At 60.8% G+C, this 26,405-nt stretch carries 21 protein-coding genes; 2 read left to right on the top strand and 19 right to left on the bottom strand.

The window, feature by feature from the left end:
* Positions 1-5: 5 nt before the first annotated feature.
* The 9 genes from KKQ10_RS03225 to arnB are packed head-to-tail and all read right to left on the bottom strand — an operon-like array spanning position 6 to position 10,422.
* Positions 6-1,604 (bottom strand): ArnT family glycosyltransferase, encoded by a 1,599-nt coding sequence (locus KKQ10_RS03225; protein ID WP_215500160.1) that lies wholly within the window; start codon positions 1,602-1,604, stop codon positions 6-8.
* Positions 1,601-2,980, bottom strand: a complete 1,380-nt coding sequence (locus KKQ10_RS03220) for a UDP-glucose dehydrogenase family protein (RefSeq protein ID WP_215500159.1) — start codon at positions 2,978-2,980, stop codon at positions 1,601-1,603. Before KKQ10_RS03220 ends, KKQ10_RS03225 begins: the two co-directional genes overlap by 4 nt.
* Positions 2,977-3,390, bottom strand: a complete 414-nt coding sequence (gene arnF, locus KKQ10_RS03215; RefSeq protein WP_127647250.1) for a 4-amino-4-deoxy-L-arabinose-phosphoundecaprenol flippase subunit ArnF — start codon at positions 3,388-3,390, stop codon at positions 2,977-2,979. Before arnF ends, KKQ10_RS03220 begins: the two co-directional genes overlap by 4 nt.
* Complete coding sequence (arnE, locus tag KKQ10_RS03210) at positions 3,387-3,731, bottom strand: 4-amino-4-deoxy-L-arabinose-phosphoundecaprenol flippase subunit ArnE (protein ID WP_127647252.1); 345 nt, start codon at positions 3,729-3,731, stop codon at positions 3,387-3,389. Before arnE ends, arnF begins: the two co-directional genes overlap by 4 nt.
* Positions 3,728-5,377 carry a lipid IV(A) 4-amino-4-deoxy-L-arabinosyltransferase gene (gene arnT / locus KKQ10_RS03205; RefSeq protein WP_215500158.1) on the bottom strand — a complete coding sequence of 550 codons (1,650 nt, stop codon included), beginning with the start codon at positions 5,375-5,377 and terminating at the stop codon, positions 3,728-3,730. The genes arnE and arnT (KKQ10_RS03205) overlap by 4 nt, the downstream gene beginning before the upstream one ends.
* Positions 5,374-6,258, bottom strand: coding sequence for a 4-deoxy-4-formamido-L-arabinose-phosphoundecaprenol deformylase (gene arnD / locus KKQ10_RS03200; RefSeq protein WP_127647256.1), 885 nt, complete (start codon positions 6,256-6,258; stop codon positions 5,374-5,376). The genes arnT (KKQ10_RS03205) and arnD overlap by 4 nt, the downstream gene beginning before the upstream one ends.
* Positions 6,258-8,249, bottom strand: coding sequence for a bifunctional UDP-4-amino-4-deoxy-L-arabinose formyltransferase/UDP-glucuronic acid oxidase ArnA (gene arnA, locus KKQ10_RS03195; protein WP_127647258.1), 1,992 nt, complete (start codon positions 8,247-8,249; stop codon positions 6,258-6,260). The genes arnD and arnA overlap by 1 nt, the downstream gene beginning before the upstream one ends.
* Positions 8,246-9,277, bottom strand: a complete 1,032-nt coding sequence (arnC, locus tag KKQ10_RS03190; protein WP_127647260.1) for an undecaprenyl-phosphate 4-deoxy-4-formamido-L-arabinose transferase — start codon at positions 9,275-9,277, stop codon at positions 8,246-8,248. Before arnC ends, arnA begins: the two co-directional genes overlap by 4 nt.
* Positions 9,274-10,422, bottom strand: coding sequence for a UDP-4-amino-4-deoxy-L-arabinose aminotransferase (gene arnB, locus KKQ10_RS03185; RefSeq protein ID WP_215500157.1), 1,149 nt, complete (start codon positions 10,420-10,422; stop codon positions 9,274-9,276). The genes arnC and arnB overlap by 4 nt, the downstream gene beginning before the upstream one ends.
* A 435-nt stretch (positions 10,423-10,857) precedes the next feature.
* On the opposite strand from arnB, the gene KKQ10_RS03180 reads away from it, so the two are divergent.
* Entirely contained in the window at positions 10,858-11,748 is an 891-nt protein-coding gene (locus tag KKQ10_RS03180; RefSeq protein WP_127647264.1) for a site-specific integrase, read from the top strand.
* Here KKQ10_RS03180 and KKQ10_RS03175 read toward each other — a convergent pair whose 3' ends face one another.
* The 6 genes from KKQ10_RS03175 to pmrG form a co-directional block, all read right to left on the bottom strand.
* Positions 11,749-12,807: an ABC transporter ATP-binding protein gene (locus KKQ10_RS03175; RefSeq protein ID WP_215500156.1), complete on the bottom strand. Its 1,059-nt coding sequence runs from the start codon at positions 12,805-12,807 to the stop codon at positions 11,749-11,751.
* Entirely contained in the window at positions 12,804-14,399 is a 1,596-nt protein-coding gene (locus KKQ10_RS03170; protein ID WP_215500155.1) for an ABC transporter permease, read from the bottom strand. The genes KKQ10_RS03175 and KKQ10_RS03170 overlap by 4 nt, the downstream gene beginning before the upstream one ends.
* 3 nt (positions 14,400-14,402) lie before the next feature.
* The gene (locus KKQ10_RS03165) at positions 14,403-15,416 is read right to left on the bottom strand and encodes an iron ABC transporter substrate-binding protein (protein WP_215500154.1); all 1,014 of its coding nucleotides are present in this window, start codon (positions 15,414-15,416) and stop codon (positions 14,403-14,405) included.
* A 180-nt stretch (positions 15,417-15,596) separates the two neighbouring features.
* Positions 15,597-17,120: an ArnT family glycosyltransferase gene (locus tag KKQ10_RS03160; protein ID WP_127647272.1), complete on the bottom strand. Its 1,524-nt coding sequence runs from the start codon at positions 17,118-17,120 to the stop codon at positions 15,597-15,599.
* Positions 17,117-18,838: a lipid IV(A) 4-amino-4-deoxy-L-arabinosyltransferase gene (arnT, locus tag KKQ10_RS03155; RefSeq protein ID WP_215500153.1), complete on the bottom strand. Its 1,722-nt coding sequence runs from the start codon at positions 18,836-18,838 to the stop codon at positions 17,117-17,119. The genes KKQ10_RS03160 and arnT (KKQ10_RS03155) overlap by 4 nt, the downstream gene beginning before the upstream one ends.
* Positions 18,839-19,137: 299 nt before the next feature.
* On the bottom strand, positions 19,138-19,818 hold the full coding sequence (pmrG, locus tag KKQ10_RS03150; RefSeq protein ID WP_215500152.1) for a lipopolysaccharide core heptose(II)-phosphate phosphatase PmrG: 681 nt from the start codon (positions 19,816-19,818) through the stop codon (positions 19,138-19,140).
* 311 nt (positions 19,819-20,129) lie between these two features.
* Between pmrG and KKQ10_RS03145 the strand changes: the two genes are divergently transcribed.
* Positions 20,130-21,443 carry a sensor histidine kinase gene (locus KKQ10_RS03145; protein WP_215500151.1) on the top strand — a complete coding sequence of 438 codons (1,314 nt, stop codon included), beginning with the start codon at positions 20,130-20,132 and terminating at the stop codon, positions 21,441-21,443.
* Here KKQ10_RS03145 and KKQ10_RS03140 read toward each other — a convergent pair.
* From KKQ10_RS03140 to KKQ10_RS03125, 4 genes are all read right to left on the bottom strand, one after another.
* On the bottom strand, positions 21,401-21,952 hold the full coding sequence (locus tag KKQ10_RS03140) for a PqiC family protein (RefSeq protein ID WP_215500150.1): 552 nt from the start codon (positions 21,950-21,952) through the stop codon (positions 21,401-21,403). The genes KKQ10_RS03145 and KKQ10_RS03140 overlap by 43 nt on opposite strands.
* 16 nt (positions 21,953-21,968) lie before the next feature.
* Positions 21,969-23,624 (bottom strand): PqiB family protein, encoded by a 1,656-nt coding sequence (locus KKQ10_RS03135; protein WP_127647282.1) that lies wholly within the window; start codon positions 23,622-23,624, stop codon positions 21,969-21,971.
* A 256-nt stretch (positions 23,625-23,880) separates the two neighbouring features.
* A complete protein-coding gene (locus KKQ10_RS03130) occupies positions 23,881-25,182 on the bottom strand; it encodes an NAD(P)/FAD-dependent oxidoreductase (RefSeq protein ID WP_215500149.1) in 1,302 nt (433 codons plus the stop codon).
* On the bottom strand, positions 25,179-26,267 hold the full coding sequence (locus KKQ10_RS03125) for a polyamine ABC transporter substrate-binding protein (protein WP_127647286.1): 1,089 nt from the start codon (positions 26,265-26,267) through the stop codon (positions 25,179-25,181). The genes KKQ10_RS03130 and KKQ10_RS03125 overlap by 4 nt, the downstream gene beginning before the upstream one ends.
* Between the last annotated feature and the right edge of the window lie 138 nt (positions 26,268-26,405).

Here is a 26,405-nt window from a genome sequence, read left to right as displayed (position 1 = left end):
AACCTCTACAAGGGCTTCACGTACAACAGCACGTAGTCGTTCTTGTCGAAACGACCCGACAACACCGGTTGCAGCCCGGCCAGCGAGGTGCCTTGCAGCGATTGCAGGTCCTTGCTGTCCATCATCAGCCAGGCCGGGCCCTTGATGGCTTCGAGTTGCTGCACCGTCTCGGTGAACTGCGGCTGCAGGTCGTGCTCGACGTTGACCATGAACTTGATCGCCTTGGCGTCTTTGCCCATGCCGTGCAGCACCAGCGGAGCCGGGTTCTGTTGCACCTGAGCGAACGCGGCGCGACTGAATGTCTGCGTGTCGTACAGGCGCCGCTCCACCGGTTCGAACACGGCGGCATACACCGTCCACAACGCCAGGACCGAGCACAGCGCCAACACTTCGGCACGCCAGCGCGGGACCAACAAACGCGACAGGGCGAGCAATTGCAGAGCGCCCAGCACGACCAGCACCAGCGTGAGGCCGTTGAGATGCTCGGGAAACCGGCGCTTGGCAACCAGCAGTGCCACCATCAACAGCCCCGGTGTCAGCAGCCACAGCCCTTGAATCACGCCACGTAACACTCGGAATACCCGCCCGTGCAGCACCTGGAACGGGTACGCCGCAATGATCGCCGCCATCGGCAGCATCGGCAGCAGGTAACGCGCCTTCTTCGCCTGCGGAATCGACAGGCCGACCATCACGATCAACCCGGCGGCCGCGCAGTATTGAACCAGCCGCAACGCCGGCCCGCGCTGATGCGGTTTACTCAGCCAGGTCGCGGCCAGGGCCAGAATCGCCAGCGGATACGCCAGTGCGTAGTTGCCCATGGAACTGGTGAAGTAATACAGCGAACCGCTGACGCCCTCACTGCCGTCCATACGCCCCATGAACTGCATGCGGATCACGTCCTGCAGGAACGCCTCGCCACCGCTCAGCCTGGCCAGCCACAACAGCAGAGCGACGCAGGCAGCGAGCAGGATCGACGCCAGCACACCGAACACGAACAGGCGTTTCCACTCACGGTTGAGCAGGTAATAACTGCAGAGCATGCCGGTTGGCACCACCAGGCCGATGGGCCCGCGAATGCCGAAACCCAGCAGCAACAGGACAAAAATCAGCGCCCAGCGCCGGCCAGAGCCGAAGTGGTCGTGCGCGTAACCCAGGTAAAACACCGACAGCGCGACGGCCGCCAGCATCAGGTCTTGCGACACCGCGCGCACTTCGGTGACGAAGGTGCTGGTGAGCATCAACAGCGCAATGCTGATCAACGCCCAACGTTGCGAATGCACCGCCAGCAAGCGGTACATCAACGTCACGATTACCGCACCGGCAATCGCGCTGGGCAGCCATGCGGTCAAGGTGTTGACCGCGCCGAAGGGCAGCGACAACACCCAGATGAACAGCGTCGAGAGCGCCGAATAATCGGCGTACGGCTGGCCGTAGGTGGTCGGGAATACCGTTGGCCCGTGTCTCAACATCTCTTGGGCAAACAGCACGAAACGTGAATCGAAGCCAATGGGAGCCTGTCCGTAAACCCCGGCGATAAACAACAGCAGTGCCAGCAGCCCCGCGATCAGGGACTGCCGGCGGATGACAGGCGACAACGTAATCAAGCGACGTCCGCAGTGTTAGGCCACTGCTGCAGCGGCATCGGCAGTTTGCGCGAATCGCCACGGCCGATCGGGAAGTACTTGAAGCCATTGCGCGCCAGACGCTCGGCGTCGTAGAGGTTGCGGCCGTCGAAGATCACCGGGGCTTTCAGGCGCTGCTCGATCAGGTCGAAATCCGGCGCTTTGAACTGCTGCCATTCGGTGCAGATGATCAGCGCATCGGAGCCTGCGAGCACCGATTCCGGGGTGCCCATCAGCATCAGTTTCTCTTCGTTCGGGTACAGATGCTGGGTTTCCTGCATCGCTTCCGGGTCGAACGCACGCACACTGGCGCCGGCGGCGAACAGCGAATCGAGCAGCACGCGGCTCGGCGCATCGCGCATGTCGTCGGTGTTCGGTTTGAACGCCAGGCCCCACAGGGCGAAGGTCTTGCCGCGCAGGTCGCCCTTGTAGAACGCATTGATGCGGTCGAACAGCTTGTGCTTCTGCCGCTCGTTGATCGCCTCGACCGCTTGCAGCAGGTCGCTGGAGCAATGCGCCTGTTCGGCGCTGTGGATCAGCGCGCGCATGTCTTTGGGGAAGCACGAACCGCCATAACCGCAGCCCGGGTAGATGAAGTGATAACCGATGCGCGTGTCGGCACCGATGCCCTGACGCACCGACTCGATGTCCGCACCCAGGTGTTCGGCCAGCTCGGCGATCTGGTTGATGAAGCTGATTTTGGTCGCCAGCATGCAGTTGGCGGCGTATTTGGTCAGCTCGGCGCTGCGCAGGTCCATGAACATGATGCGGTCGTGGTTGCGGTTGAACGGCGAGTACAGGTCGCGCATCACGTCGCGCACTTCGTCGCCTTCACAGCCGATGACGATGCGGTCGGGACGACGGCAATCGGACACCGCCGAACCTTCCTTGAGGAATTCCGGGTTGGAGACGATATCGAACTGCAGCTCACGACCAGCCTTGTCCAGCGCGGTTTGAATGTGCGCACGTAGGGTGTCGCCGGTGCCGACCGGTACGGTGGATTTCTCCACCAGGATCAGCGGCTGCTCACGGTGGCGGGCCACGGCGTCACCCACCGACAGCACGTATTTCAGGTCGGCCGAGCCGTCGTCGCTGGACGGTGTGCCCACGGCGATGAACGCTACGCGACCGTGCTGCACGGCAAGTTTTTCATCGGAGGTGAAATGCAGGCGACTGGAGTCCAGGCCTTCGCGCACCAGGCTCGACAGGCCCGGCTCGAAGATGCTGACGTGTCCCTGGCGCAGCAGCTCGACTTTCTTCTGATCGATGTCCATGCACACGACGTCGTGACCGACTTCGGCCAACACGGCGGCCTGTACCAGACCGACATAACCGCTACCAAATACTGTGATTTTCATGGAGCACTCCTGAATTCGGGCGCACGAGACGGACGAGTGTTAATAGTGATGACCCCGAGCATGACCAGTGCCACGCCCAGTGATTTAGTGAAACTGAAGGATTCGTTGAACAGCGGCAGACTGGCCGCCAGCAGGTACACCAGCGCATAGCTGATGCTCAACAGTGAATAGGCCCGCCCCAGCGGCAGGTCGCGCAACGCCGCGAGCCAGCAGAGCATCGACAGGGCGTAGGCGAAAATCGCCGCCACAACCACCGCCAATGCCGACAGATCGACGCTGCCGGTGCTCAGCGCCGTCAACCATTGCTCCGGTTGCGGCAGGCGCGTCATGCTCCAGCGCATGCCCAGTTGGGCACTGCTGACCAACCCCACGCTGGCCAGCGCAAATCCGATACCCCGTGCCTTGTTCATGATTGTTGCCCCAGCAAAACCACGCCGCCGATCACCAGCGCCACGCCCAGCCAATGCTGGCGGTCGATGGGCTCGCGAAAGACGAAGCGGGCGATCAGGGTGATCAACACAAAGTTGAGGCTGAGCATCGGGTAAGCGATGCCCACTTCAAGGCGTTGCAACACCAGCAGCCAGACCAACAGCCCGCTACCGAGAGCAAACAGCGCCAGCCACAACCACGGCGAACACAATTTGTCGGCCCACGACGAATCAACGCCACGCCAGCTCTCCACGGCGAATTTCTGTGCGACTTGCCCCAGGCAGGTCAGCAGACACGCTGTCAGTAACAGCAACCAACTCATGACGGATCCTTGGGCAGAACCATGATCACCAGATTCCCCGATTCGTAACGGGTACCGTCCTTGGGCAGCAGGTCGAGCTCTTCGAGCTCATCCTGCCCTTTGACGCGCATCAGCACACCGACCGATCCGCTGCGGCGGGCCTCGCGTACCCATTGTTGAACCGTGTCTTTGGTGATCCGGCGTTCGGCCGCTTCAGGGTAGGCCAGACCGTACTTGAGTTCGCCGACCGTGTTGTACAACGCCACGTCCGGTTTTTTCATGCGCCAGGCCAATGCCGCTGCGGCGCCCAGATCATTGCTCAGCAAATGCGTGGTGCCGGACAGTTCCGTGACGTGGTGACGAATGAACTGATCGGGGGTTTTGTTGGCCACCACCGATTTGGGCAATGCCGCCGGCAGGATCCCGGCCAGTAACAGGCTGCCCAGCGCCGGCGCCGCCCAGCACTGCAGCGGCAGAAACGCTTGCGCCAGGTTGGCGATGATCCAGCCGATCAGGGCGATGAACACCAGCACCATGCTGTGCAGTTCGTGGTCGTACACCGGTTTTTTCAATTGCAGGTAAACCAGTGCGATCAGCGTGACCACGCCCAGCAGCAGGTTGAGCAGGCCATTGATCCCCAGCGCCCGACCTTGTTCCAGACGCAAGCGATCAGCCAGCGCATTGCCCAGCAACAACGCCATCGGCAACAGGCAGGGCAGGATGTAGGTCGGCAGCTTGCCGTTGCTCAGGCTGAAAAAGCCCAGCGGCAGCAACAGCCACAACAGCAGAAAGACCATCTTCGGCTGGGCACGGGTTTGCCACGCTTGCCGGAACGCCGTCGGCAACAGGCCCACCCACGGCAGACTGAACGCCACCAGCAGCGGCAGGTAAAACCACCACGGTGCATCGTGCTGCGCGTCATCCCCGGCAAAGCGGCGGATGTGTTCGTGCCAGAAGAAGAACCGCCAGTAGTCCGCTTCCTGTGCATGCACCGCCAATGCCCATGGCAAGCTGACGATGATCGCGATGGCGATCGCCACCGGACCGAACACCAGCAGTTCGCGCCAGCGTTTCTGCCAGAGCATCCACGGCAACGCGATCAGCACCGGCAGCAACCAGGCAAGAAAACCCTTGGTCATGAAACCCATACCGCAGGACAGCCCCAGCAGCGCCCAGGCGCCCAGACGTTGACCGGTGCTGCGGCTGTCCACGGCAAACCACAGCGCCACCAGACTCAGGTTGACCCAGAAGGTGAATTGCGGATCGAGGTTGGCGTATCCGGCCTGACCGGCAATGACCGTGAAGCTCATGTAGAGCAGGGCGCAGACGAAGCTCTTGCGCGGATCGTTCCACAACCGGCGCGCGATCAGGTAGGCCAGCAGCACACTCAACGCAGTGCTGAGGACCGAGGCGAAACGTACGCCGAACAGGTTCTGTCCGAACAACGCTTGGCCGATGGCGATCATCCAGTAGCCGGCAATCGGTTTTTCGAAGTAACGCAGACCCATGAAATGCGGCGATACCCAGTTGCCGCTCAGCAGCATGTCCTGGCTGATCTGTGCGTAACGGGTTTCGTCGGGGATCCACAGGCCGTGGGTGCTCAACGGCAACAGATAGGCCAGCAGACAGAGCCCGACCAACAGCGGCAGTGCCCAGCGTTTGGTCATGCGCCTTGCACTCCCAGCCAGCCTTCACGGCCTTCGAGCGCACCGCGTTGCACGCGGCCCACGGGCAGGGTGTTGAAATACTCGGGCAGCAAGTTGCCCAAGGGTTGGAAGTCAATGTTGCGCTGGCGTGCATCGGCCAGCAATTGACGAAAGTCCTGAGCCATCAGAATCCCTTCTACTTCGGCATGAATGGTGTAGACGTTGAGTGCTTGCGGCCGGAACCGGTCGAGGATGAAGGCGTTGAAGTCCTTCGCCGCCACGTGCGGACCGACGACTTCGTCGAAGGTCGGCAGGTCCACCGGAATCTGCGGCGTGCCCGGCGTGCCGTCCGCCAGCAGCGGACGGAACAGGCTCTGCCCGCGGCAATCGCTGTTGTAGCGAAAGCCGAAGGTCTGCTTGGCCTCGATCACGCGCTCGTCCGCACGCCAACCGGCGGCGGCCGAACACTGGATCTTTTCTCCGAGGATGTCGCTCAGCGTATCGACGCCCCGACGGATCTGTTCGATCAGTTGGGCATCGCTCCAGCGCCCGGCATTCGCCTGCCAGCCATGGTGATCCCAGGCGTGCAGGCCGACTTCGTGACCGGCGTCCCGGGCCTGACGCATCAGGTGCCCGAGATCACGGCCAATCGGTTTGCCGGGCCAGGCGGTGCCGGCCAGCAGAATGTCCCAGCCGTACAGGCCGGCAGCGTTGGAACGCAGCATTTTCCAGAGGAATTGCGGGCGGATCAGGCGCCACAGATGCCGGCCCATGTTGTCCGGGCCGACACTGAAGAAAAACGTTGCCTTGACCTGAGCCTCGTCGAGCATCTCCAACAGTCGCGGCACACCTTCACGGGTGCCACGGTAGGTGTCGACATCGATACGAAGACCTGCCTGCATTACTTCTTGTCCGCGATTTCGAGCATGGCTTCACGCAGGAAGAAGTCCAGGGTGTTGCCGATGGTCTCGCGCATTTCCACGGTCGGCTCCCAGTTCAGCAGGCGCTTGGCGTTGGCAATGCTTGGCTTGCGGTGTTCCACGTCCTGGTAACCGGCACCGTAGAACGCCTTGCTTTCCACGTCGCGGAAACCGGCGAACGGAGGGAAGTTGTGGCGCAGCGGGTGCGCTTCGAACTGACGCAGCAGCTCTTCGCCCAACTGACGGATGCTGGCTTCGTTGTCCGGGTTGCCGATGTTGATGATCTGGCCGTTGCAGACGTCGTTGTCGTTATCGATGATGCGCGCCAGTGCCTCGACGCCGTCAGCGATGTCGGTGAAGCAACGCTTCTGCTCGCCGCCGTCGAACAGACGGATTGGCGTGCCTTCCACCAGGTTGAGGATCAGTTGGGTGATGGCGCGGGAACTGCCGATTCGGGCCGAATCCAGACGGTCCAGACGCGGGCCCATCCAGTTGAACGGACGGAACAGGGTGAAATTCAGGCCCTTGGCGCCGTAAGCCCAGATCACGCGGTCCAGCAGTTGCTTGGAGACCGAGTAGATCCAGCGCTGCTTGTTGATCGGGCCGACGATCAGGTTCGAGCTGTCTTCATCGAAGTTCTTGTCCTGGCACATGCCATAGACTTCCGAGGTCGACGGGAAGATCACGCGCTTGTTGTACTTGACGCAGTAACGAACCAGTTTCAGGTTCTCTTCGAAGTCCAGTTCGAATACGCGCAGCGGGTTGCGGGTGTATTCGATCGGGGTGGCGATGGCCACCAGCGGCAGAACCACGTCGCACTTCTTGATGTGGTACTCGATCCACTCGGAGTGAATGCTGATGTCGCCTTCGACGAAGTGGAAGTTCGGATGGCTGCGCAGACGGTCGATGGCGTCGGAGCCGATGTCCAGACCATAGACTTCGTAGCGGTCGTCACGCAGCAGGCGCTCGGACAGGTGGTTACCGATGAAGCCGTTGACACCGAGGATCAGCACGCGGGTACGACGAGGCGCGCGACCGGATTCGGCACCGCGCAGCAGTGAGCCGTCAACCAGGCCCAGTTCGTTGGCCAGTTGCGGGCCGCTGAGGTACAGGCCGCTGTCGTTGCGCTGACCGGCGTTGATCACCAGCGAGTCCTGACCGCAGGCAATGCGCAGCGGATCGACGCTGATCACGCGGCCTGGCGCCTGGCCTTCGTTGCCCTTGACGACTTCAGCGCTCCAGACGATCAGCTTGTGCTCGCCCACGGCGCAGAACGCGCCCGGGTAAGGACGGGTCACGGCGCGAACCAGGTTGAACAGTTCTTCGGCCGGTTTGGCCCAGACCAGTTTGCCGTCTGCCGGGGTACGACGGCCAAATACGGTGGCTTTGGATTCGTCTTGCGGGGTTTCGGTGATCTTGCCTTGCAGCATGTTCGGCAGGGTGTCGCGCAGCAGGTCGCTGGCGGCCGTGCGCAGTTTGGCGTGCAGGGTCAGGCCGGTGTCGCTGCGCTCGATGGCAACGCGTTGCTGGGCAACTATGGCGCCAGCATCAGCGCGCTTGACCATGCGGTGCAAGGTCACGCCGGTTTCGGTTTCGCCGTTGACCAGCACCCAGTTCGCCGGTGCGCGGCCGCGGTAGCGTGGCAGCAGCGAGCCGTGCAGGTTGAACGCACCTTTTTTGGCCAGGGCCAGCAGTGGCTCGCTCAGCAAGTTGCGGTAGTAGAAGGAGAAAATGTACTCCGGGTCCAGCTTGGCGATGCGCTCGATCCACAGCGGGTGGTTGGCGTCTTCCGGGGCGTGCACCGGGATGCCTTTGTTGGCGCACAGCTGTGCAACCGATGCATAGAAAGCGTTTTCTTTCGGATCATCGGCGTGAGTGAACACTGCTGCAATGTCGTAGCCGCTGTTGAGCAGGGCTTCAATGCCGGCGCAGCCAATATCGTGGTAGGCGAAGACAACAGTTTTTGCACTCATGAGAGAACCTGATCGGAAGTAGAGGAGTTAGAAGCAGTAGAAAGACCATCAACGGTGACCGCAGGGGCCGGATCGGCCGGCTGGCTGCGCAGCACCTTTTCAATGAAGAAACGCGGACGGGCGCGCACATCGCTGTACATGCGGCCCAGGTATTCACCCAAAAGCCCCATGCCGATGAACTGACCACCGGTGAACACGAACAGCACGGCGAACAGCACGAACGTACCGTCACCGGCCCATCCGGCACCGAACGCCAGACGCAGAACGATCAGCGCGACGGCGAACAGCACACCCAGCCCGGCCATGGCGAAGCCGACGATGCTCAGCAGACGCAGCGGGGTGGTGGTCATGCAGGTGACCAGATCGAACATCAGGTTGATCAGGCGCATCGGGCTGTATTTCGAATCGCCGTGTTCACGCTCGGCGTGGGCCACGACGATTTCGGTGGTGTGGCGGGCGAAACTGTTGGCCAGGATCGGGATGAACGTGCTGCGTTCGCGGCAGGCGAGCATCGCGTCGATGATGGTGCGGCGGTAGGCGCGCAGCATGCAGCCGTAGTCGCTCATGGCGACGCCGGTGGAGCGTTGCACGGCAAGGTTGATCAGCTTCGACGGGTAGCGGCGCAGGGCCGAATCCTGACGGTTGCCACGCACGGTGCCGACCACGTCGTAACCTTTTTCGGCTTCGGCCACCAGCCGTGGAATTTCTTCCGGCGGGTTCTGCAGGTCGGCGTCGAGGGTGATCACCACGTCGCCTTTGCACTGTTCGAAACCGGCCATGATCGCGGCGTGCTGACCATAGTTGCGGTTGAGGATTACCGCCACGAACGGGCTGTTTTCACGGCCAGCGGCTTCTTCAAGCATGTTTGCCGATTCGTCGCGGCTGCCGTCGTCGACCAGCACGATTTCAAAGTCGTGTTTCAGCTGGCGGCAAGCCGCCTCGGTACGACGCAGCAGTTCCGGCAGGCTTTCCTGTTCGTTGTAGACCGGGATGACGATCGACACGCTACGGATTGGATAGGGTTTCACAGGCGGTTTTCCATGATTTGTTCGATGGCACAGACCACACGGTCAAGGTCTTGACCGGTCATGTCGGGGAACAGCGGAATCGAGCACAGCCGCGCCGAGTTCCATTCGGTGTTGGGCAGGTACAGGTCGGGGTCACGCTGGCGATACCAGGTGTGCAGGTGGGTGGCGATAAAGTGGATACCGGTGCCGATGCCCTGATCCTGCAACGCCTTCATGAAGGCTTCGCGATCCATGCCGCAACGCTCGCTGTCGATGCGCAGGATGAACAGGTGCCAGGCGTGTTGCTGGGCGTAGTCGGGCAGCGCCAGTGGTTGCACCGGCAGGCCTTCGAACCGTTGCAGATAAGTGGTCGCCAGTTCGGTGCGACGGGCGTTGATTTCGTCCAGGCGCTGCAACTGCACCAGAGCAATCGCGGCGTTGATGTCGGCCAGGTTGTACTTGAAGCCCGGCTCCATCACTTGCGCCTGCGGCTTGCGACCACCGGTCAGGCGGTCATAGGCGTCGACGCCCAGGCCGTGGAATTTGAGCATGCGCACGCGGCTGGCGAGGGCTTCGTCGTCGGTGACGAACATCGCGCCTTCGGCACAGGTCATGTTCTTGATGGCATGGAAGGAAAAAATCGCCGTGCCTTGCGAACCGACGTGACGCCCCTTGTAACGGGTGCCGGCAGCGTGGGCGGCGTCTTCGATGACCGGGATGCCATGCTTGTCAGCCAGGGCATACAGCGGATCGAGGTCGAACGCGGCGCCGGCGTAGTGCACCGGGATGATCGCCTTGGTACGCGGGGTGATGGCCGCTTCGATGCGCGAAGCGTCGGTCATCAGCGTATCGCGGTCGACATCGACGAACACCGGTTTGGCGCCGAGCAGGGAAATCATGTTCGCGGTCGAGACCCAGGTCTGCGACGGGGTGATGACTTCGTCGCCCGGGCCAATGCCCAGGGCCAGCAGGGTGATGTGCATCCCGCCGGTGGCCGAAGACAAGGCCACTGCATGTTTGCAACCCACATACTGCGCAAACTGCTCTTCGAGTGCCTGGTTTTTCGGCCCCGTCGTGATCCAGCCCGAGCGCAACACCTGCTCGACGGCTGCAATTTCCTCATCGCCAATACTCGGGCGGGAGAAGGGGAGAAAGGCCTGACTCATGGGCACCTCATTGAAAAAAATAAAGGGCGGACTCACGGACACGTTGGATCCAGCCTCAGCGTAGACGCAGAAAATCGCTCCTGCATCAATAACTTGGCAAAAAAAGCATGACGTCGGGGATTGATTGACTTTTCACGATTTGCCCGGCAGGTTGGGCATAGCCACTACCGAACCTATGGGAATTAAGGTTATGCCGGTTTTTGTGAAAGGAACATGAAAAACCGGTTGGCGAATCGTTTATCTGTCACTTATACAGCCGCTGTTCAGGCTTCTGCCGTCCATCGCAGTTTTTGTCGGCCAGTGCGGCCAAAGTACCTTCTTTACTTCAAGTACATTGCATTTGTTAGTTGCTGTTGTGCTGTACATTTTTTACTCAAGGTTTAACGTTTGATTGATTTAGTTGCTGCAACCCCAGACGCTCCAAAAACCAACCCGATGAGCCTGTACCTCGCGCGTTTGGCGCCCTCCAGCCAGCTCACCATGCGCTACGTGCTGCAAGATGCAGCCGATCGCCTGGGTTTCGAAGACATGAATGTCGAAGAGATTCCGTGGCACGCCTTGCAACCGGAAGATGTTGTAGCGCTGGTCGCCGCATTGCGCGCAGACAACTATGCGCCGAACACTTCTTCGTTGTATGTCAATGCGGTGCGCGGGGTCATGAATGAGGCCTGGCGCATGAGTCTGATCAGCCAGGAACATCTTTTGAAGATGCGCTCGGTCAAGGGCATCGCCGGTACACGTCTGTCCCAGGGCCGCAATCTCAAGCGCACACTGATTCACGAATTGATGGAAGTCTGCGCCGCCGACCCACGCCCGCAGGGCCTGCGCGACGCCGCAATCATTGCCTTGCTGTACGGTACCGGCATGCGCAAGTCGGAATCGGTGGACCTTGATCTGAACCAGGTCGACTTCAGCGAACGCAGCCTGTGCGTCACTGCCAAAGGCAATAAACAGTTGATCAAGTACGCGCCGGCATGGGCGTTCAGCAAGCTCGATGCATGGCTCGAACTGCGCCGTTCGCAGCTCAAGGACGGCGAGAGTGACGATGCGTTCCTGTTCAACCGCATTCGCCGTGGCAGCCACATCACCCGTGAGCGCATCACCAAACACGCGATCTACTACATAGCCCGCCAGCGTGGCACGCAGGTCGGGGTGAAGATCATGCCCCACGACTTTCGTCGTTCGTTCATCACCCGGGTGATCGAGGAGCACGACCTGTCGATCGCGCAGAAACTCGCGCATCACAGCAACATCCAGACCACCGCCAACTACGATGTGCGCGATGACAACGAGCGGCGGCGGGCAGTGGATCGCTTCGATCTCTGATCAGTTCAGGCCAAATACATGCGCCGCACCGAGCACTGACAGTTGCACCGCGCTGCCGGCGGGCGGTGCGTGCATGCCGGTACTGCGCACCAGAATCGAACGGGCCGGATCCTGAGCAGGGGAGGCGCTCAGCTCGACGGTCAAGGTGCAGGTGTTGCCGGCAAAATCGCGCTCGGTGACCGTCGCATGGCAACCCGGGCTGTCCGTTGGTACTTCGGCGATCTGCAATTGCTCGGGGCGCAGCATGATCTGCGCGGCGCCGCTGAAACCGTTGCTGTTGACCGCCACCTGACCCAGATCGCAGTGCGCCCAACCGGCCTCGATCCGCGCGGGCAGCACCACGGCTTCGCCGAGAAAATGCGCGGTCTGTTCGTCGTTCGGATAGCGGTAGAGGTCCATCGGATGCCCGGACTGCACCAGGCGCCCGCCACGCATCACCGCCAACTGGTCGGCGAATGACAACGCTTCGCTCTGATCGTGGGTCACCAGAATGGTCGTGACGCCAGCGGCTTCGAGCAGGCGCGCGACCATTTTGCGCATGGCACTGCGCAAACCAGTGTCGAGTGCGGAAAACGGCTCGTCGAGCAGCATCAAACGCGGCTGCTGCGCCAGGGCGCGGGCCAGCGATACCCGCTGTTGCTGGCCGCCGGACAGTTCATGCGGCCAACGGTTGGCCATGTTTGCGTCCAGCGCGACACTGTCCATCAACTCAAGGATGCGCTGGGTGCGGGCCGCGCCGGTCAGGGCCAGACCGAAACCGATATTTGCTGCCACCGTCATGTGCGGGAACAGCGCCCCGTCCTGCGGAACGTAGCCGATCTGCCGTTGATAGGCCGGCACCGCGTGGGTGCGATCGACCAGCGTCTGGCCGTTGAGCGTAAGGCTGCCGCGGTCGGGAAATTCGAACCCGGCGATCATCCGCAACAGCGTGGTTTTGCCGGAGCCAGAGGGGCCGACGATGACCGTGCGGCTGCCGGTCGGCACGTTGAGGCTGACGTCATCGAGCGCTTTTTGCGCGCCGAAGGTTTTACTGAGGTTGAGCAGTTCGAGTGCGTTCATCGGCCAGCGGTACGCCTGGATTGGTGATAGAGAATGGCCGTCAGCGGCAGTGAAAGCAGGATCATCAGCAGCGCGTAGGGCGCGGCAGCGGCGTAATCGATTTCGCTGGTCATCGCCCAGAAGCCAGTGGCGAGGGTGCGCGTGCCGTTGGGCGCGAGCAGCAGGGTCGCGGTCAGTTCATTGGTGATCGCCAGAAACACCAGCGCCGCACCGGCGGCCGCGCCGGGTGCCGCCAGCCTTACCGTGATCAGCCACAACGTCCGAAATGGCGAGCGGCCGAGGCTTTGCGCGATGTTTTCCAGCTCCACCGGAGCCTGAGCGAAACCGGCGCGCAGGCTCACCAGGGCGCGCGGCAGGAACATCAGCAGATACGCCAGCAGCACGGTGATGGTCGTCTGGTAAATCGGCCGGGCGAAATGGATGGTCACGGTCACCAGTGCCAAGGCTACGACGATGCCAGGCAGCGAACTGGTGATGTAATTGCAGCCTTCCAGCAAACGCTGCAACTTGCCGGGAGCGCGAATCGACAGCCAAGCGATGGGAATGGCCGCGACGCTGGTCAGCAACGCGCCGGCCACCCCGTACGACAGCGTTTGCAGCAAGGCGGGCAGCAATTCGTCGCCTTGCCAGACCTGCACGCCACCGGCCAGCAGCCAGCGACCCAGTGTCAGCAAGGGCACACCGAGTGCCAGCAGGCAGGTCAGGGTTTGCAGCAGTAACGCCAATGTCGTCGCGCCTCGGCCCAGTTGCACGCTGCGTTGATCCCGGGCGCTGCCGGAGCCGACTCGCGCATAACGCGCCTGGCCACGGGCGGCGGATTCAGCCGTGAGCATCGCCAGACAGCACAACGCCAGAACCCCGGCGAGCATGTTGGCGGCCGGGCCGTTGAAGGTCGACTTGAACTGGTCGAAGATCGCCGTGGTGAAGGTGTCGAAACGGATCATCGCGTACAAACCGTATTCGGCCAGCAAATGCAGACCGACCAGCAAGGCCCCACCGCAAATCGCCAGGCGCAGTTGCGGCAACACCACCCGAAAAAACACCGCCCATGGCTTGAGGCCCAAGGATTGCGCGACGTCTTCAATGGCCGGGTCGAGCCGACGCAATGTTGCCGCAATCGGCAAGTACAAAAACGGAAAATACGCGATCACCGACACCAGCACACCCGCAGGCAAACCGTGGATCGACGGGATCAGACTGACCCACGCATAGCTGTGGACGAACGCCGGCACGGCCAGCGGCACCACCGCCAGCAGCGACCAAAGACGCCGACCGGGCAGATTGCTGCGTTCGGTCAGCCAGGCCAGCGTGGTGCCGAGCAGGATGCACAGCGGCAGGGTGATCAGCACCAGCAACACGGTGTTGATCAGCAGCTCACCGACCCGTGGGCGGAACACCAGGGCTTCGATGGTCGCCCAACCGGTGTACCACGACACGCCGATCACGAATGCAATCGGCAGCAGTGACAGCAACGACACCAGAATCGCCGTGGTTACCACCCACGAGCCGCCGCGCCCGGCGATGACGCGGTGAGGGTGCGGGGCACTGGCGGAGTCCGTCGCAACGGCCTGCGCAGGCAAGGTCTGTGGCATCACTTAGAGCAATCCGGCCTGGGTCATCAGCTCGACGGCTTTTTTGCTGTCGAGGGTCGAAGCATCGATTTTCGGCGCATCGAGGGTTTTGAGCGGCGTCAGTTTCGGGTTGGATGGCGCGTCTTTGCCTACGGCGTATTCGAAGGAGGTGCCGGTTTCGAGAATCTCCTGACCTTCCTTGCTGGTGATGTATTTGACGAACGCCTGCGCTTGCTCAAGGTGTTTGCTCGAAGCCAGTACGCCGGCGCCGGAAGTGCTGACGAACGCGCCCGGGTCCTGATGCTTGAAGTAGTGCAGGCGGGTGTTTTTGCTGTTCTCGCCGGTCTTGGACTGATCGACGAAGCTGTAGTAGTGGTAAATCACGCCGCTGTCGATCTGCCCGGCATTCACCGCTTTGAGCACCGCGCTGTTGCCGTGATAGATCGTCGCGTTGGTCTTCATGCCCTTGAGCCATTCCAGGGTGGCGGCTTCGCCTTTTTGCTGCAGGACAGCGGCGACGATCGCCTGGAAGTCGGCGCCGGCGGGGGAGGCGGCCCAACGCCCCTTCCATACCAGGGTCGCGAGGTCGAGCAGGGATTTGGGCAGGTCTTTGTCGCTCAATTTGCTCGGGTTGTAGACGAACACCGTCGAACGGGCGGCGATCCCAACCCAATTGCCGTGAGCCGGGCGGTAGGCGGAATCGATTTGCTCAAGGGTTGTCGGCGCCAACGGGGCAAACAGTTTGGCGTTGTCCACCAGCACCATTGCCGGGGAGTTCTCGGTCAGGAACACATCCGCCGGCGAGGCGGCGCCTTCCTGAACGATCTGGTTGCCCATTTCGGTGTCATCGCCGTTGCGCACGGTGACCGGGATGCCGGTCTCTTCGGTGAAACCGGCGACCCATGCCTTGGTCAGGCTCTCGTGCTGCGCGTTGTAGACCACCAGACCCACCGAGTCGGCCGCAACAGCGTGCCCGGCGCCAAGCAGCGCAGTAGCCAGCAATGCGCGCTTGAAGAAGGATGGAAGGCGTGAATTCATTCGGGCAGCTCCTGTTTTAGACGTTATGAGCAAACTTTCGCAGGAATCAATGCGAACGATTTGCAAGTGTCGAGTCGCGGCAATGTAGGCTGGCAAATGAGAAAAAAACGTCAAAGAAGCCGTTAATACTTGTCATTGCCATTCAAATTTACTGCGACTCTACACTTTTGTCTTACAACGTCATCGCTCAGGAGTGGGGATGTAGGCCACGCTCTGGTCTTCGCGTCCGTGGAAGACCTGCTCGCCACGGGTGGGGGTGGTGGTGATGACCTGGTGATCCGCCTTCAGCGCATCCAGTGGCACGGCATCACCGGAGCGGTATTGCGCCACGAAAATCGTGCGTTGCGGATCCCAATGTTGCCCGCTGGTGCGTTCCAGCCAGGCGATCAGCGTCGCTGTGTCGCCATTGTGCGGGAAGTCCTGGACCGTTTCCGGCACGTAGTAAAACGGCGTACCACCGGTCTGCAGGTACATCGGTACTTTGTTGTCGACCTCGATCATGACCATGCGCCATTGATTCAACGGTGCCTGCTGACTGGCCTGTTGGCGAACCTGCTCGCCAAAACGGATAACGCCACCGCCGCTGTTGGTCCACGGGTAGAGCACACCCAGTATCGCGGCGAGCAAGACAGTGGTGATACCGAACCCGATCTTCAACCCACGACCGTCACTGTTGCGGGCGGCCATGCGCCGGGTGATCCACCAGGCGCCCAGCAGTTGCGCGAAAGGCACCAGCGGCAAGACGTAATAACTGCGGCGACTGCCGCTGGCGGTGAAGAACAGCATCAGCAGCGCGAGCCCTTGAATCAGCCAGCGGGTATCCGGCTCGATGTGTTTCCAGTTCCGCGCGGCGACCCACAGGGCAATTATCCAGCACGGCGCCCAGGGCAGGGTGTAGACCGGCAGGTAGATCAGGTAGGTGTAAATCGGCCCGAACTGATCGAACGGCTGGAAAAACCGCACGACGTTTTCCCGCAACACCAGTCCCAGGCCGCTTTCGCCGTAGTTCGGCTCGCCATAGAGATGCGACAACAGAAACGGCACCATGTAGAAGGCGCCGGCAACCAGCAGCGCCGCGCACAGACGCAGGTTGAGGTGACGCTTCCAGCGCTGCTCGCTGAGCAAATGCGGCAACAGCACCAGCCCGGGCAGAATGAAGCCGATCAGGCCTTTGAACAGCGACGTCAGCGACAACAGCCCGAAGAACACCAGATAACGCGAAAAGCGCGTGTCATCCGGCCCGCGCCAGTACCACCAGACCGCCGCCAGCACGCCGCACACCGTAAGAATGTCGGCGGTGGCCACCCGCGCCCAGAACACGAAGTAGAAGGTGGTCGCCAGCATCCATCCCGCGATCAGCCCGGTGCCTTTGCGAAACAATTGTTCGCCGAGCAGGTACACCAGCCACACGCTGAACCATGCGGAAATCACCGAGGACAATCGCAGCGACCAATGCCCCAGCCCACCGGTGAACCAGGAGGTGGCGGTGATCAGCCAGTACGACAGCAGCGGTTTGTCGTAATACGGACTGCCCTTGAGGTACGGGTCGAAATAGTCGCCACTTTGCAGCATCTGCAGCGCGATGTTGGCCCAGCGGGTTTCCGCGCCCCACAATTCGCGGCTGCCCAGGCCGAGCAATAACAGCAGGGCAGTCGCCGCCAACAGGAGCAGCAATGGCCCCCGGTCAGTTTTGTTCTGGATCATGGCTGGCTCTGGTTGAAGATGAGGATTTCCAGTTGGCCACGGCGGTAATGCTTGCCGTCGATGGGCAGCAGCTCAAGCTGCTGAGCGTCCGAGGTGCTGTTGACCCGCATCACCACGCCGACCGAGCCTTTTTTGCGGGCTTCGGTCATCCACTGCCCGACACCTTCCAGACTGACTTTTCGCGAGGCCATGGCCGGGTCATCAAGGCCGTACTTGAGCTCGCCAACGGTGTTGAACAGATCCACCTGCGGACGACGCAGACGCCAGGACAACGCAGACGCTGCGCCCAGATCGTTGCTGAGCAACGAAGTGGTTTCGCTCAGTTCCTGCTGGTGTTCGGCAATGAACTGGTCCGGCATCTTGCTGTTGACGATGGTCGCCGGCATGGCCGCCGGTAGCAGCGCGATGAGCAGGCCAATGCCCAGCGCCGGCATTGCCCACAGCGTCAGTGGCCGCACTATTTGCAGCGCGCCGGCGATGAGCCAGCCGAGCAGCACGATATAGCCCAGCGACAGGCTGAACATTTCGGTGTGTTCGTAAATTTCGCGGGTCGATTGCAGATAGATCAGTGCGACCAGTGCGGCAATGGCCAGCACCACGTTGACCACGCCGTTGGTACGCAAGACGCGACCGTCCTGCCGGTCGAGCCAACCCATCACGGTGTAACCCATCAGCAAGGCCAACGGCAGCAGGCACGGCATGATGTAGGTCGGGAGTTTGCCGCTGCTCGCGCTGAAAAATGCCAGCGGCAGCACAAACCACAAGGCCAGGAAGCCGATTTTCGGATCGCGTTTTTCGCGCCAGGTGCGCAGCAGTGTCGACGGCAGCAGCAGTGCCCACGGCAAGGTGGAAGCAAACAGCAGCGGCAGGTAGAACCACCACGGACGCGCATGCTGGGCATCTTCACCGGCGGCAAAGCGGCGGATGTGTTCGTGCCAGAAGAAGAAACGCCAGAAGTCCGGTTCACGGGCATGCACGGCCAGTGCCCACGGCACGCTGACCAGCGCGGCCACTGCGACGGCAACTAACCCGTAACGCACCAGTTCGCCAAAACGCCGCTGCCAGATCATGTAGGGCAGGGCGATCAGTACCGGCAGCATCAGGGCGAGAAAACCCTTGGTCATCAAACCCATGCCGCACGCGAGTCCCAACAGCGCCCAGCCGCCCAGGCGAGCGCGCGGGGTATTGCTGTCGATGGCAAACCAGATCGCAACCAGGCTCAGGTTGACCCACAAGGTGAACTGCGGATCGAGGTTGGCATAGCCCGCCTGACCGGCGATCAGGCCGAAGCTCATATAAAGGAGGGCGCAAGCGGCGCTGATGCGCGGGTTGTTCCACAGGCGGCGCGCCAACAGATAGGCCAGCCATACGCTCACGCCGGTACTCAGCGCCGAGGCGATGCGCACGCCAAACAGGTTCTCGCCGAAAATCGCCTGGCCGATGGCGATCATCCAGTAGCCGGCAATCGGTTTTTCGAAATAGCGAATGCCCATGAAGTGCGGCGCTACCCAGTTGCCACTCTGCAGCATTTCCTGGCTGATCTGGCCATAACGGGTTTCATCCGGAATCCACAGGCCGTGGGTCATCAGTGGCAGCAGATAAAACACTACGAACGCCAGCACCAGACCGGGGATCGCAAAACGCTCGATCAAGCTGCTCTGGTGGAGGCGCGGCAAATTCAACGCTGCGTGGTGCAGCGGTTTGTTCTCAGACGTCATGACTGGACCTTGGTGCAGTACAAGTGTGCGTTTCAGTGAAGCGCCTGGCGATTTCCGTAGCAGGCGTGTCACCGGGTTGGATGAATGCAGGTACGAGCACGTCCGGTGGACGTCTCCTGTATTCAGAGAACTGGCGTGCTTCCAGCTCTAAGTTCTCTCTGGAAAGACAAGCTTTAAAATGGAATATGTCCAGTTTTCGAAACTAAAAAACATTTCTTATTACAAATTGGCGGGCGCAAATGCGCTGGCCAGAGGCTTGTCTGCGCAATACCACAAAGTTGCGAAAAAAAGTTTGCTTATTATTTACTCATTCGTTGCCAGCCTTCGGGATTCATGATGCCAATCACTTTAAGTTGGCCTTGCGCGTCTATCCGCACTAAAACAGCACTGCCATATTCGGCAGCGACAGCCCGGGGGTAACCGGTTTGCCTTTCAAAGTCGGCGATGCAACCGCTGTGAGTCACCAGGATCATGTTCTGCCCGGGCGTCTTGTGCGCCACCACGTCATCGCGCAGTGTCGGGCCACAGGTTTCCAGCCATTCCTGGGGCACTGCATCGTGGCCGAGCATGTAATGCGCAGTTTGCATCGTGCGCGTCAGCGGGCTGCTGAAAAACTGGGTTTTCTCCAGGCCCAGTTGCGTGAAGCCACGGCCAACAACGCCTGCAGCCACACTGCCAACTTGAGTGATACCGTCCGCCGGGCCCAGACACGTATTGGTCGAGCGGTCGCAACGCTCGGTATGACGTACCAGTGCGACGACCTCACCGGCCTGCCAGGCGTTCACCCATTCCTGGGTGGCAGAGGCGCTGGCATAGCGCAGGTTGGCGGGCGAGCGTTGCATCCAGACAAAGCCAAGAATCAGTGCAATCAGCAGCAAACCGACAGCAATGATTGCCCAGGTGCGCGGACGAGAGAGGTTCGATCTCTTGGGTGCTGATTGTATTTGTACTAATTCAACCACAACGTTGCCCCTTGTCATTCCCGAGTTCCATTCAGTACACACAGTGCAACGTAAGCTCTAGGAGGTTAGTTACTTTACGGTGGCTTGCTTGAATGGCTGCTGAACACTACGTTCAGACTCGTGTCGGAGCAGTGAAGAACATGTGAAAAATTTGCGAGGGCCAGCGTGTTTTAACTAAAACGGGTATTTGATAAACAAACTCAAATACCCGTTTTGTTTGTTTTAGGCACTTAACAACAGCGCCGGGCAAGGTGAAGCTGCGAGCGTTGGGCAGCGTCGTGGCGCTGCCCCTTGCAGCCCTGACATCAGCACTGGAGTCATTGAACCGGATGGACCTCAAGCAAAGCCTCGCCAATCGGATTGTGATTGTGTTCGCCTTGATGAGCGCTCTGGTTGCCGGTGTGTTCGCAATGGGCATTGTCGCCACCGTGCATGTCGTGGAGCACAAGTTGACCATGACCGCCCTGAACGGTGGGTTGCGCCGGTTGCTGGCGATGGACGACATCCGCCAATGGCGGCATGAGCCGGAAAAAAGCGAACTGTTTTTTTTCGAGAACGGTCCCGGCCCGATGGCGCTGGCGGAACCACTGGCGAGCCTGCCCCTGGGCTTCCAGGAGATATCGTTCAACGGTGATGACTTCTATGCCATGGTTGACGCGGTTGGCGGACGCAAATATGTGCTGCTGCGCAATCAGGAAAGTTTTGAACAGCGAGAGCACCTGCTGTTCGTCGTGGTGATCGTCGGTTTCATCCTCAGCGTCATGTTGGCCGTCGCGCTCGGCAGGTTGTTGGCGCGCCAGGTCATGGCCCCGGTGATTCGCCTGGCGGGGCAGGTGCGTCATCGCGATCAGTTGATCGCGTTGGCCCCGGCATTGCGTCCCGATTACGCCGATGATGAGGTAGGGGAGCTGGCACAGTCTTTTGACCAGACCCTTGGCCGGTTACGAGACACCCTGAATCGGGAAAAGCTCTTCACCAGTGACGTGAGCCATGAACTGCGCACGCCGTTGATGATTCTGGCCAGCTCCTGCGAGTTGTTGCTGGTCAACCCTTCGCTTGATCCGCGTTCCACTGCGCAGGTCAAACGTATTGCCCGGGCCAGCGCCGAGATGTGCCAACTGGTCGAGACCTTTTTGATGCTCGCGCGCAAACCCGAAGAGCTTGGCACCGCGTCCACCTGCACCCTCAAGGATATTGCCGATGCTCAGGTGGAAATCTGGGGGCGATTGATTCGCGAAAAAGGTCTGGAGTTTATCTACGAGCCGCAACTGGCTGGCACCACGCGATACGACCTGACGTTCTTGCAGTCGGTCATGGGCAATCTTTTGCGTAATGCCTGGCACTACACCGATCATGGCTTTGTACGGTTGACCTTGCTCAGGGACAGCTTCGTGGTTGAGGACAGTGGTATCGGAATTCCGGAAGAGAAACGCCACGCAATGTTTCAGCCATTCGTACGCGGTGATGAACAGCGTGGTGAAGGGCTTGGACTGGGGTTGTCGCTGGTGCAGCGAATCTGCAGCCATCAACGCTGGCAAGTCCAACTGGTGACTCGCGAACCCAACGGCTGCCGTTTCACCGTCACGCTTTCGGTGGCGACTCAGGAGGCCGATGGACAGGTGCGTGAATTGCCCGCCGCCTGATTGATCAGTGCCGCCAGGCGTCTGACGTTATTCTGTTGCGCCGTCACCAGTTCATCGATGCTCGGGCCTGAGGGTGTTTGCAAGGTCGAATGGCAAGTCAGCAGGCCATTGTCCGCCGCACCGCTCGGGCGCAGACGCCATTTGACGTCGATCAGTCCGTACTGGCCGGGGATCGAATCAAATCGCTGCACATCGATGCGCACCGAGACATTGCCGCGACTGCCGGTATTGCTCAGTTGATCGCTAAGCGCACTGCGCAACTCATCCGCCAGACTCGCCCCCCACCATTGGGTTTCCAGAATCACCAGGCCGTTGTTGCCCTGGCGGATGACGATTTGCGGGCGGTCGACTTGCGGCGGCACGGTGATTCCCTCGATGGGAATCACCGTGCCGGCCCGCGTGTTGGTCAGTTGCACCGGGGTCAGGGTGTGAAAACTGATTGGCTCGCTGCGACAGGCGCCGAGCAACAGGCACGCTGCAAGCACGGTGATCTTCAACGGTGCAGCCATGGTCTGACTCCTGTGCTCAATTGCGCGGTGGTCCTTTCAGGTCCAGCGGTGCAGCGTTGTCGGGACGGCCACGGATCAGCGATTCCGGGTGGCGGCCGAGGTAGTCCGAAAGCTCACGCAGCGAACGCGACATGCGCCCGAGTTCGTCGAGTGTTTCGTTGAGTTTTTCACGCTGTGGCGAGTCTTCGGCCAGTGTCGAGCTGGCCGATTGCAGGGTCTTGCTGACATCCGCCAGGGTGGTCTGCACGCCTGGCAGGGTCTTGGCGTTGAACTGTTGCAGGCCTTTGCGCAGCTCGACCAGATTGCTGTCGAGGTTGCCGGCAATCCGTTCGACCGGCAGTTTGTTGAGCTTGTCGACCATCGCTTCAAGTTTTTCCTGCAGTTGTTCGAGACTGCCGGGAACGGTCGGCAGAGCAACCGGGCGAGCCGTTGGGTCGAACGCGACTTTTTCCGCTTTGGGGAAGAAATCCAGCGCGATGTACAGTTGTCCGGTCAGCAGATTGCCGCTACGGGCCTGGGCGCGCAGGCCGTTATCGACGAAGGTGCCCAGCAGCCGAACACCGGCAGCCTCGTCGTTGGGATCGTGCTTGAATTCCGTGAGCATCTTCTTGTAGGCCTGGCCGAGGCGCTGCGGGTAAATGACGATCCCGACGTTAAGCGGGAAGGTGCGTTTTTTCGCGTCGAAATCCAGGTTGATGCCCACGACCCGACCGATCTCCATGCCGAGAAACTCCACCGGCGCATCGACCTTGAGTCCGCGCAACGACTGCTCGAAACGCAACACCATGTATTGCGCCTTGCCATTGGGCGGGGCGAGGGCGGCCTGTTGATCGGCGAACAGCTCGAAGTCCTTGTCCTCGCCTGCAGCCACATCGTTGGGACTGTAATCCGGCGCACGGAAAGCAATGCCGCCCACCAGCAGGGTCGAGAGTGATTCGGTCTTCACCGCAAAGCCGTTGGCGCCGACATTGATATCGATACCGCTGGCATTCCAGAACCGGGTGTTTTCGGTGACGAAGGCGTCGTTCGGCGAGTGAATGAACACTTCGATATCCACCCCTTTGCCTTCGGGATTGAGGGCGTAGGTGACGACCTGGCCGACCGGAATCTTGCGGTAGTAAACCGGGGAGCCGATGTCCAGCGAACCGAGATCCGGTGCGTGCAGCATGAAGCGCTTGCCCGGTTCGCCGTAGGTGATCGGTGGCGGATTTTCCAGGCCCTTGAAGTGTTTGGCGCGGTTGTTGGCCTGACCGATGTCAGCGCCGATATAGTCGCCGGAGAGCAGGGTGTCGATGCCCGAAACGCCACCGGCGCCTATGCGTGGGCGCACGACCCAGTACTGTGAGTCTTCGCGGGTGAAGGTTTCGGCCTGTTTGGACAGTTTGATGGTGGCGTCGACGCTCTTCTGGTCGCCGCTCAACTCAACGTCAGTCACCTGACCGATCACCACGTTGCGGTATTTGACCTCGGTCTTGTTGGCGGTCAGACCGCTACCGGTCTTGAAGTTGACGATGATCGTCGGGCCTTCCTGCATCACGTTGTGCACCACCAGCGAAATGCCGACCAGCACCGCCACGATCGGCACGATCCACACCAGTGAAATGCTGAAACGTCGGGTCTTGATCGGGGCTTGGCCCGGTGCTCGCGGCTCATCGGCGGCTGACGACTTCATCCATGTCCTCCTCGGTTTATCGGGCACTGAGCGCCAGGAACGCAAAAGCACTTCATCAATATAGAAGTGCTTGGCGATAGAGCAAATGTGTACAGCTCACCAGATAAGAAACAGAGTAAGGGGACAGTGATTTGTGGCGAGGGAGCTTGCTCCCGCTAGGGCGCGAAGCGGCCCTCGTTCTTCATTACCTGAAAAGCCAGGGACTGCTGCGCAGTCCAGCGGGAGCAAGCGCCCTCGCCACAAGTACGATATTGCGTTAACCGAGGATTTCCCGCAGGCGATACCAGAACATGCCCAGTGCCAGCAGTGGCGAGCGCAGGGCCGGACCGCCGGGAAAAGTCATGTGCGGCACTGCGCTGAACACGTCCATGCCCTGACTGTGGCCCGCGTGGATTGCCTCGCCCAGCAGCTTGGCGCACCAGTGCGTGACGTTCAGGCCGTGACCGGAATAACCCTGCGCGTAGAACACGTTCGGCTGCTGCTTGAGGCGCCCGACCTGCGGGAAGCGGTTGGCTGTGATGCCGATCTTGCCGCCCCATTGATAGTCGATGCGCACATCCGCCAGTTGCGGGAAGACCTTGAGCATCTTCGGTCGCATGTAAGCGGCGATGTCCGCCGGATCGCGTCCGGAATAATGGCAGGCGCCACCGAACAACAGACGCCGATCCGCCGAGAGCCGGTAGTAATCGAGGCCGACTTTCTGGTCGCACAGCGCCAGATTCTGCGGGATCAACTGCGCGGCGTGCTCCTCGGACAGTGGCTCGGTGGCGATGATGTAGCTGCCGGCGGGCAGCACTTTACCGCTGAGTTGCTGTTCGAGTTCGTCCAGATGCGCGTTGCAACCGAGCACCAGACTGCCGGCGCGGACGGTGCCCGTGGCGCAGCGCACCTGGACAGTTTCGCCGTGGACGATCTGCTGCACCGGGCTCTGCTCGAAAATCCGTACGCCGAGGGAGGCCGCCAGACGCGCTTCGCCCTGCACCAGGTCCAGCGGGTGCAGATGGCCGGAGCCCATGTCGACCAGACCACCGGCGTAAACGTCGGCGTTCACTACCTGCTGCCGAATTTGCTCCGGACCGACCAAGCGGGTTTCATGGCGGTAGCCGAGTTCGCCGAGGCTGACTTGCTCGTCCTTGAACGCGGCGAACTGTGCGGGAGTGTTGGCCAGCTCGCAGAAGCCCCAGCGCAAGTCGCACTCGATACTGTTGTCGGTGATGCGCTGTCGCACCAGTTCCACCGAATCGATCCCGGCGCGCTGCAAGTAGCGCACGCCGTCATTGCCGACATAGCGCGCGAAGCCTTCGACCTCATGACCGATGCCGCGGATCAACTGCCCACCGTTGCGCCCACTGGCGCCCCAGCCGATGCGCCGGGCTTCGATCAACACCACCGACAACCCGCGCTGCGCGAGCTCAATGGCGGTGTTGACCCCGGTGAAACCACCGCCGATCACGCAGACATCAACGCTCAGGTCACCGTCCAGCCTGGGGTAGGGAGTGGTTGCCCGCGCCGAGGCTGCGTAATAGGAGCGGGCGTGTTCCTGGGTGTACTGATTCATTTGTTCGACTTCACTTTGCTCCAGGACCGGGTCATCAGACGCATGATCGACTGGGGCGGGGTGGTGGAAATGTACAGCTTGTCGAGGACTTCCTGTGGCGGATAAACCTCTGGGTTATTCACCAGCGCCACGTCCATGTACTGTTTGGCGGCCGGGTTCGGGTTGGCGTAACCGACCGAGGCGCTGACCTTGGCGATCACTTGCGGATCGAGCAGGTAATTAATGAAGGCGTGGGCTTCCTTCGGGTTGGCGGCGTCGGCCGGAACCGCGAGCAGGTCAAACCACAGATTGGAGCCTTCCTTGGGAATGGCGTAGGCGATGTTCACGCCGTTCTTGGCTTCCTTGGCGCGGTTGGCGGCCTGGAACACGTCACCGGAATAACCGAAGGCTACGCAGATGTCACCGTTGGCCAGGTCCGAGACGTATTTGGAGGAGTGGAAGTAGGTGATGTACGGGCGGATGCTCAGCAGTTTGGCTTCAGCCTTTTTGAAGTCTTCCGGGTTCTCGCTGCGCGGATCCATGCCCATGTAGTTGAGGATGGCCGGGAACACTTCGTCAGCCGAGTCCATCATCGACACGCCGCACTGCGACAGCTTCTTGATGTTTTCCGGCTCGAACAGCACGGCCCAGGAATCGATGTGGTCGATGCCCAGCACTTGCTTGACCTTGTCGACGTTGTAACCGATGCCGTTGGTGCCCCACAGGTACGGCACCGAGTGCGCGTTTTGCGGGTCGTTTTTCTCCAGCAGCGCGAGCAGTTTCGGGTCGAGATTTTTCCAGTTCGGCAACTGCTCGCGATCCAGTTTGAGGAACGCACCGGCCTTCACCTGACGGGCAAGGAAGTGGTTGGACGGTACCACCACGTCGTAACCGGTACGCCCGGCGAGCAGTTTGCCTTCCAGGGTTTCGTTGGAGTCGAAAACGTCGTAGATCACCTTGATCCCGGTCTTGGCCTGGAAGTCGGCGAGGGTGGTTTCACCGATGTAGTCGGTCCAGTTGTAGACGCTGACCTGGGGTTGGGCCAGGGCTGCGGTGCTGCACAACATTGCCAGTGCGGCGGGGACCATGGATTTCAGTAGACGCATATCGACACCTCTTGAAGTTATTGGATTTTTTCAGGTGGTTCGCTATTCCCCTTGTGGGAGCGAGCCTGCTCGCGAAAACGGAGGGTCAGGCAACGTCGATGGTGACTGTGCTGACGCCTTCGCGAGCAGGCTCACTCC

Origin of the sequence: Pseudomonas sp. MG-9 (assembly GCF_018729515.1) — a bacterium.
Lineage (GTDB): Bacteria > Pseudomonadota > Gammaproteobacteria > Pseudomonadales > Pseudomonadaceae > Aquipseudomonas > Aquipseudomonas serboccidentalis.
This window is presented reverse-complemented; position numbering and strand designations above follow the sequence as displayed.

Coding starts and splice junctions, on each gene's coding strand:
- arnT (WP_215500158.1), bottom strand. CDS start 5,377: ATGACCAAACGCTGGGCACTGCCGCTGTTGGTCGGGCTCTGTCTGCTG.
- KKQ10_RS03180 (WP_127647264.1), top strand. CDS start 10,858: ATGAGCCTGTACCTCGCGCGTTTGGCGCCCTCCAGCCAGCTCACCATG.
- arnE (WP_127647252.1), bottom strand. CDS start 3,731: ATGAGTTGGTTGCTGTTACTGACAGCGTGTCTGCTGACCTGCCTGGGG.
- arnB (WP_215500157.1), bottom strand. CDS start 10,422: ATGAGTCAGGCCTTTCTCCCCTTCTCCCGCCCGAGTATTGGCGATGAG.
- KKQ10_RS03160 (WP_127647272.1), bottom strand. CDS start 17,120: ATGATCCAGAACAAAACTGACCGGGGGCCATTGCTGCTCCTGTTGGCG.
- KKQ10_RS03175 (WP_215500156.1), bottom strand. CDS start 12,807: ATGAACGCACTCGAACTGCTCAACCTCAGTAAAACCTTCGGCGCGCAA.
- KKQ10_RS03145 (WP_215500151.1), top strand. CDS start 20,130: ATGGACCTCAAGCAAAGCCTCGCCAATCGGATTGTGATTGTGTTCGCC.
- KKQ10_RS03140 (WP_215500150.1), bottom strand. CDS start 21,952: ATGGCTGCACCGTTGAAGATCACCGTGCTTGCAGCGTGCCTGTTGCTC.
- KKQ10_RS03135 (WP_127647282.1), bottom strand. CDS start 23,624: ATGAAGTCGTCAGCCGCCGATGAGCCGCGAGCACCGGGCCAAGCCCCG.
- KKQ10_RS03125 (WP_127647286.1), bottom strand. CDS start 26,267: ATGCGTCTACTGAAATCCATGGTCCCCGCCGCACTGGCAATGTTGTGC.
- KKQ10_RS03130 (WP_215500149.1), bottom strand. CDS start 25,182: ATGAATCAGTACACCCAGGAACACGCCCGCTCCTATTACGCAGCCTCG.
- KKQ10_RS03165 (WP_215500154.1), bottom strand. CDS start 15,416: ATGAATTCACGCCTTCCATCCTTCTTCAAGCGCGCATTGCTGGCTACT.
- pmrG (WP_215500152.1), bottom strand. CDS start 19,818: ATGACAAGGGGCAACGTTGTGGTTGAATTAGTACAAATACAATCAGCA.
- KKQ10_RS03170 (WP_215500155.1), bottom strand. CDS start 14,399: ATGCCACAGACCTTGCCTGCGCAGGCCGTTGCGACGGACTCCGCCAGT.
- arnD (WP_127647256.1), bottom strand. CDS start 6,258: ATGCAGGCAGGTCTTCGTATCGATGTCGACACCTACCGTGGCACCCGT.
- KKQ10_RS03220 (WP_215500159.1), bottom strand. CDS start 2,980: ATGAAAATCACAGTATTTGGTAGCGGTTATGTCGGTCTGGTACAGGCC.
- arnT (WP_215500153.1), bottom strand. CDS start 18,838: ATGACGTCTGAGAACAAACCGCTGCACCACGCAGCGTTGAATTTGCCG.
- arnF (WP_127647250.1), bottom strand. CDS start 3,390: ATGAACAAGGCACGGGGTATCGGATTTGCGCTGGCCAGCGTGGGGTTG.
- arnA (WP_127647258.1), bottom strand. CDS start 8,249: ATGAGTGCAAAAACTGTTGTCTTCGCCTACCACGATATTGGCTGCGCC.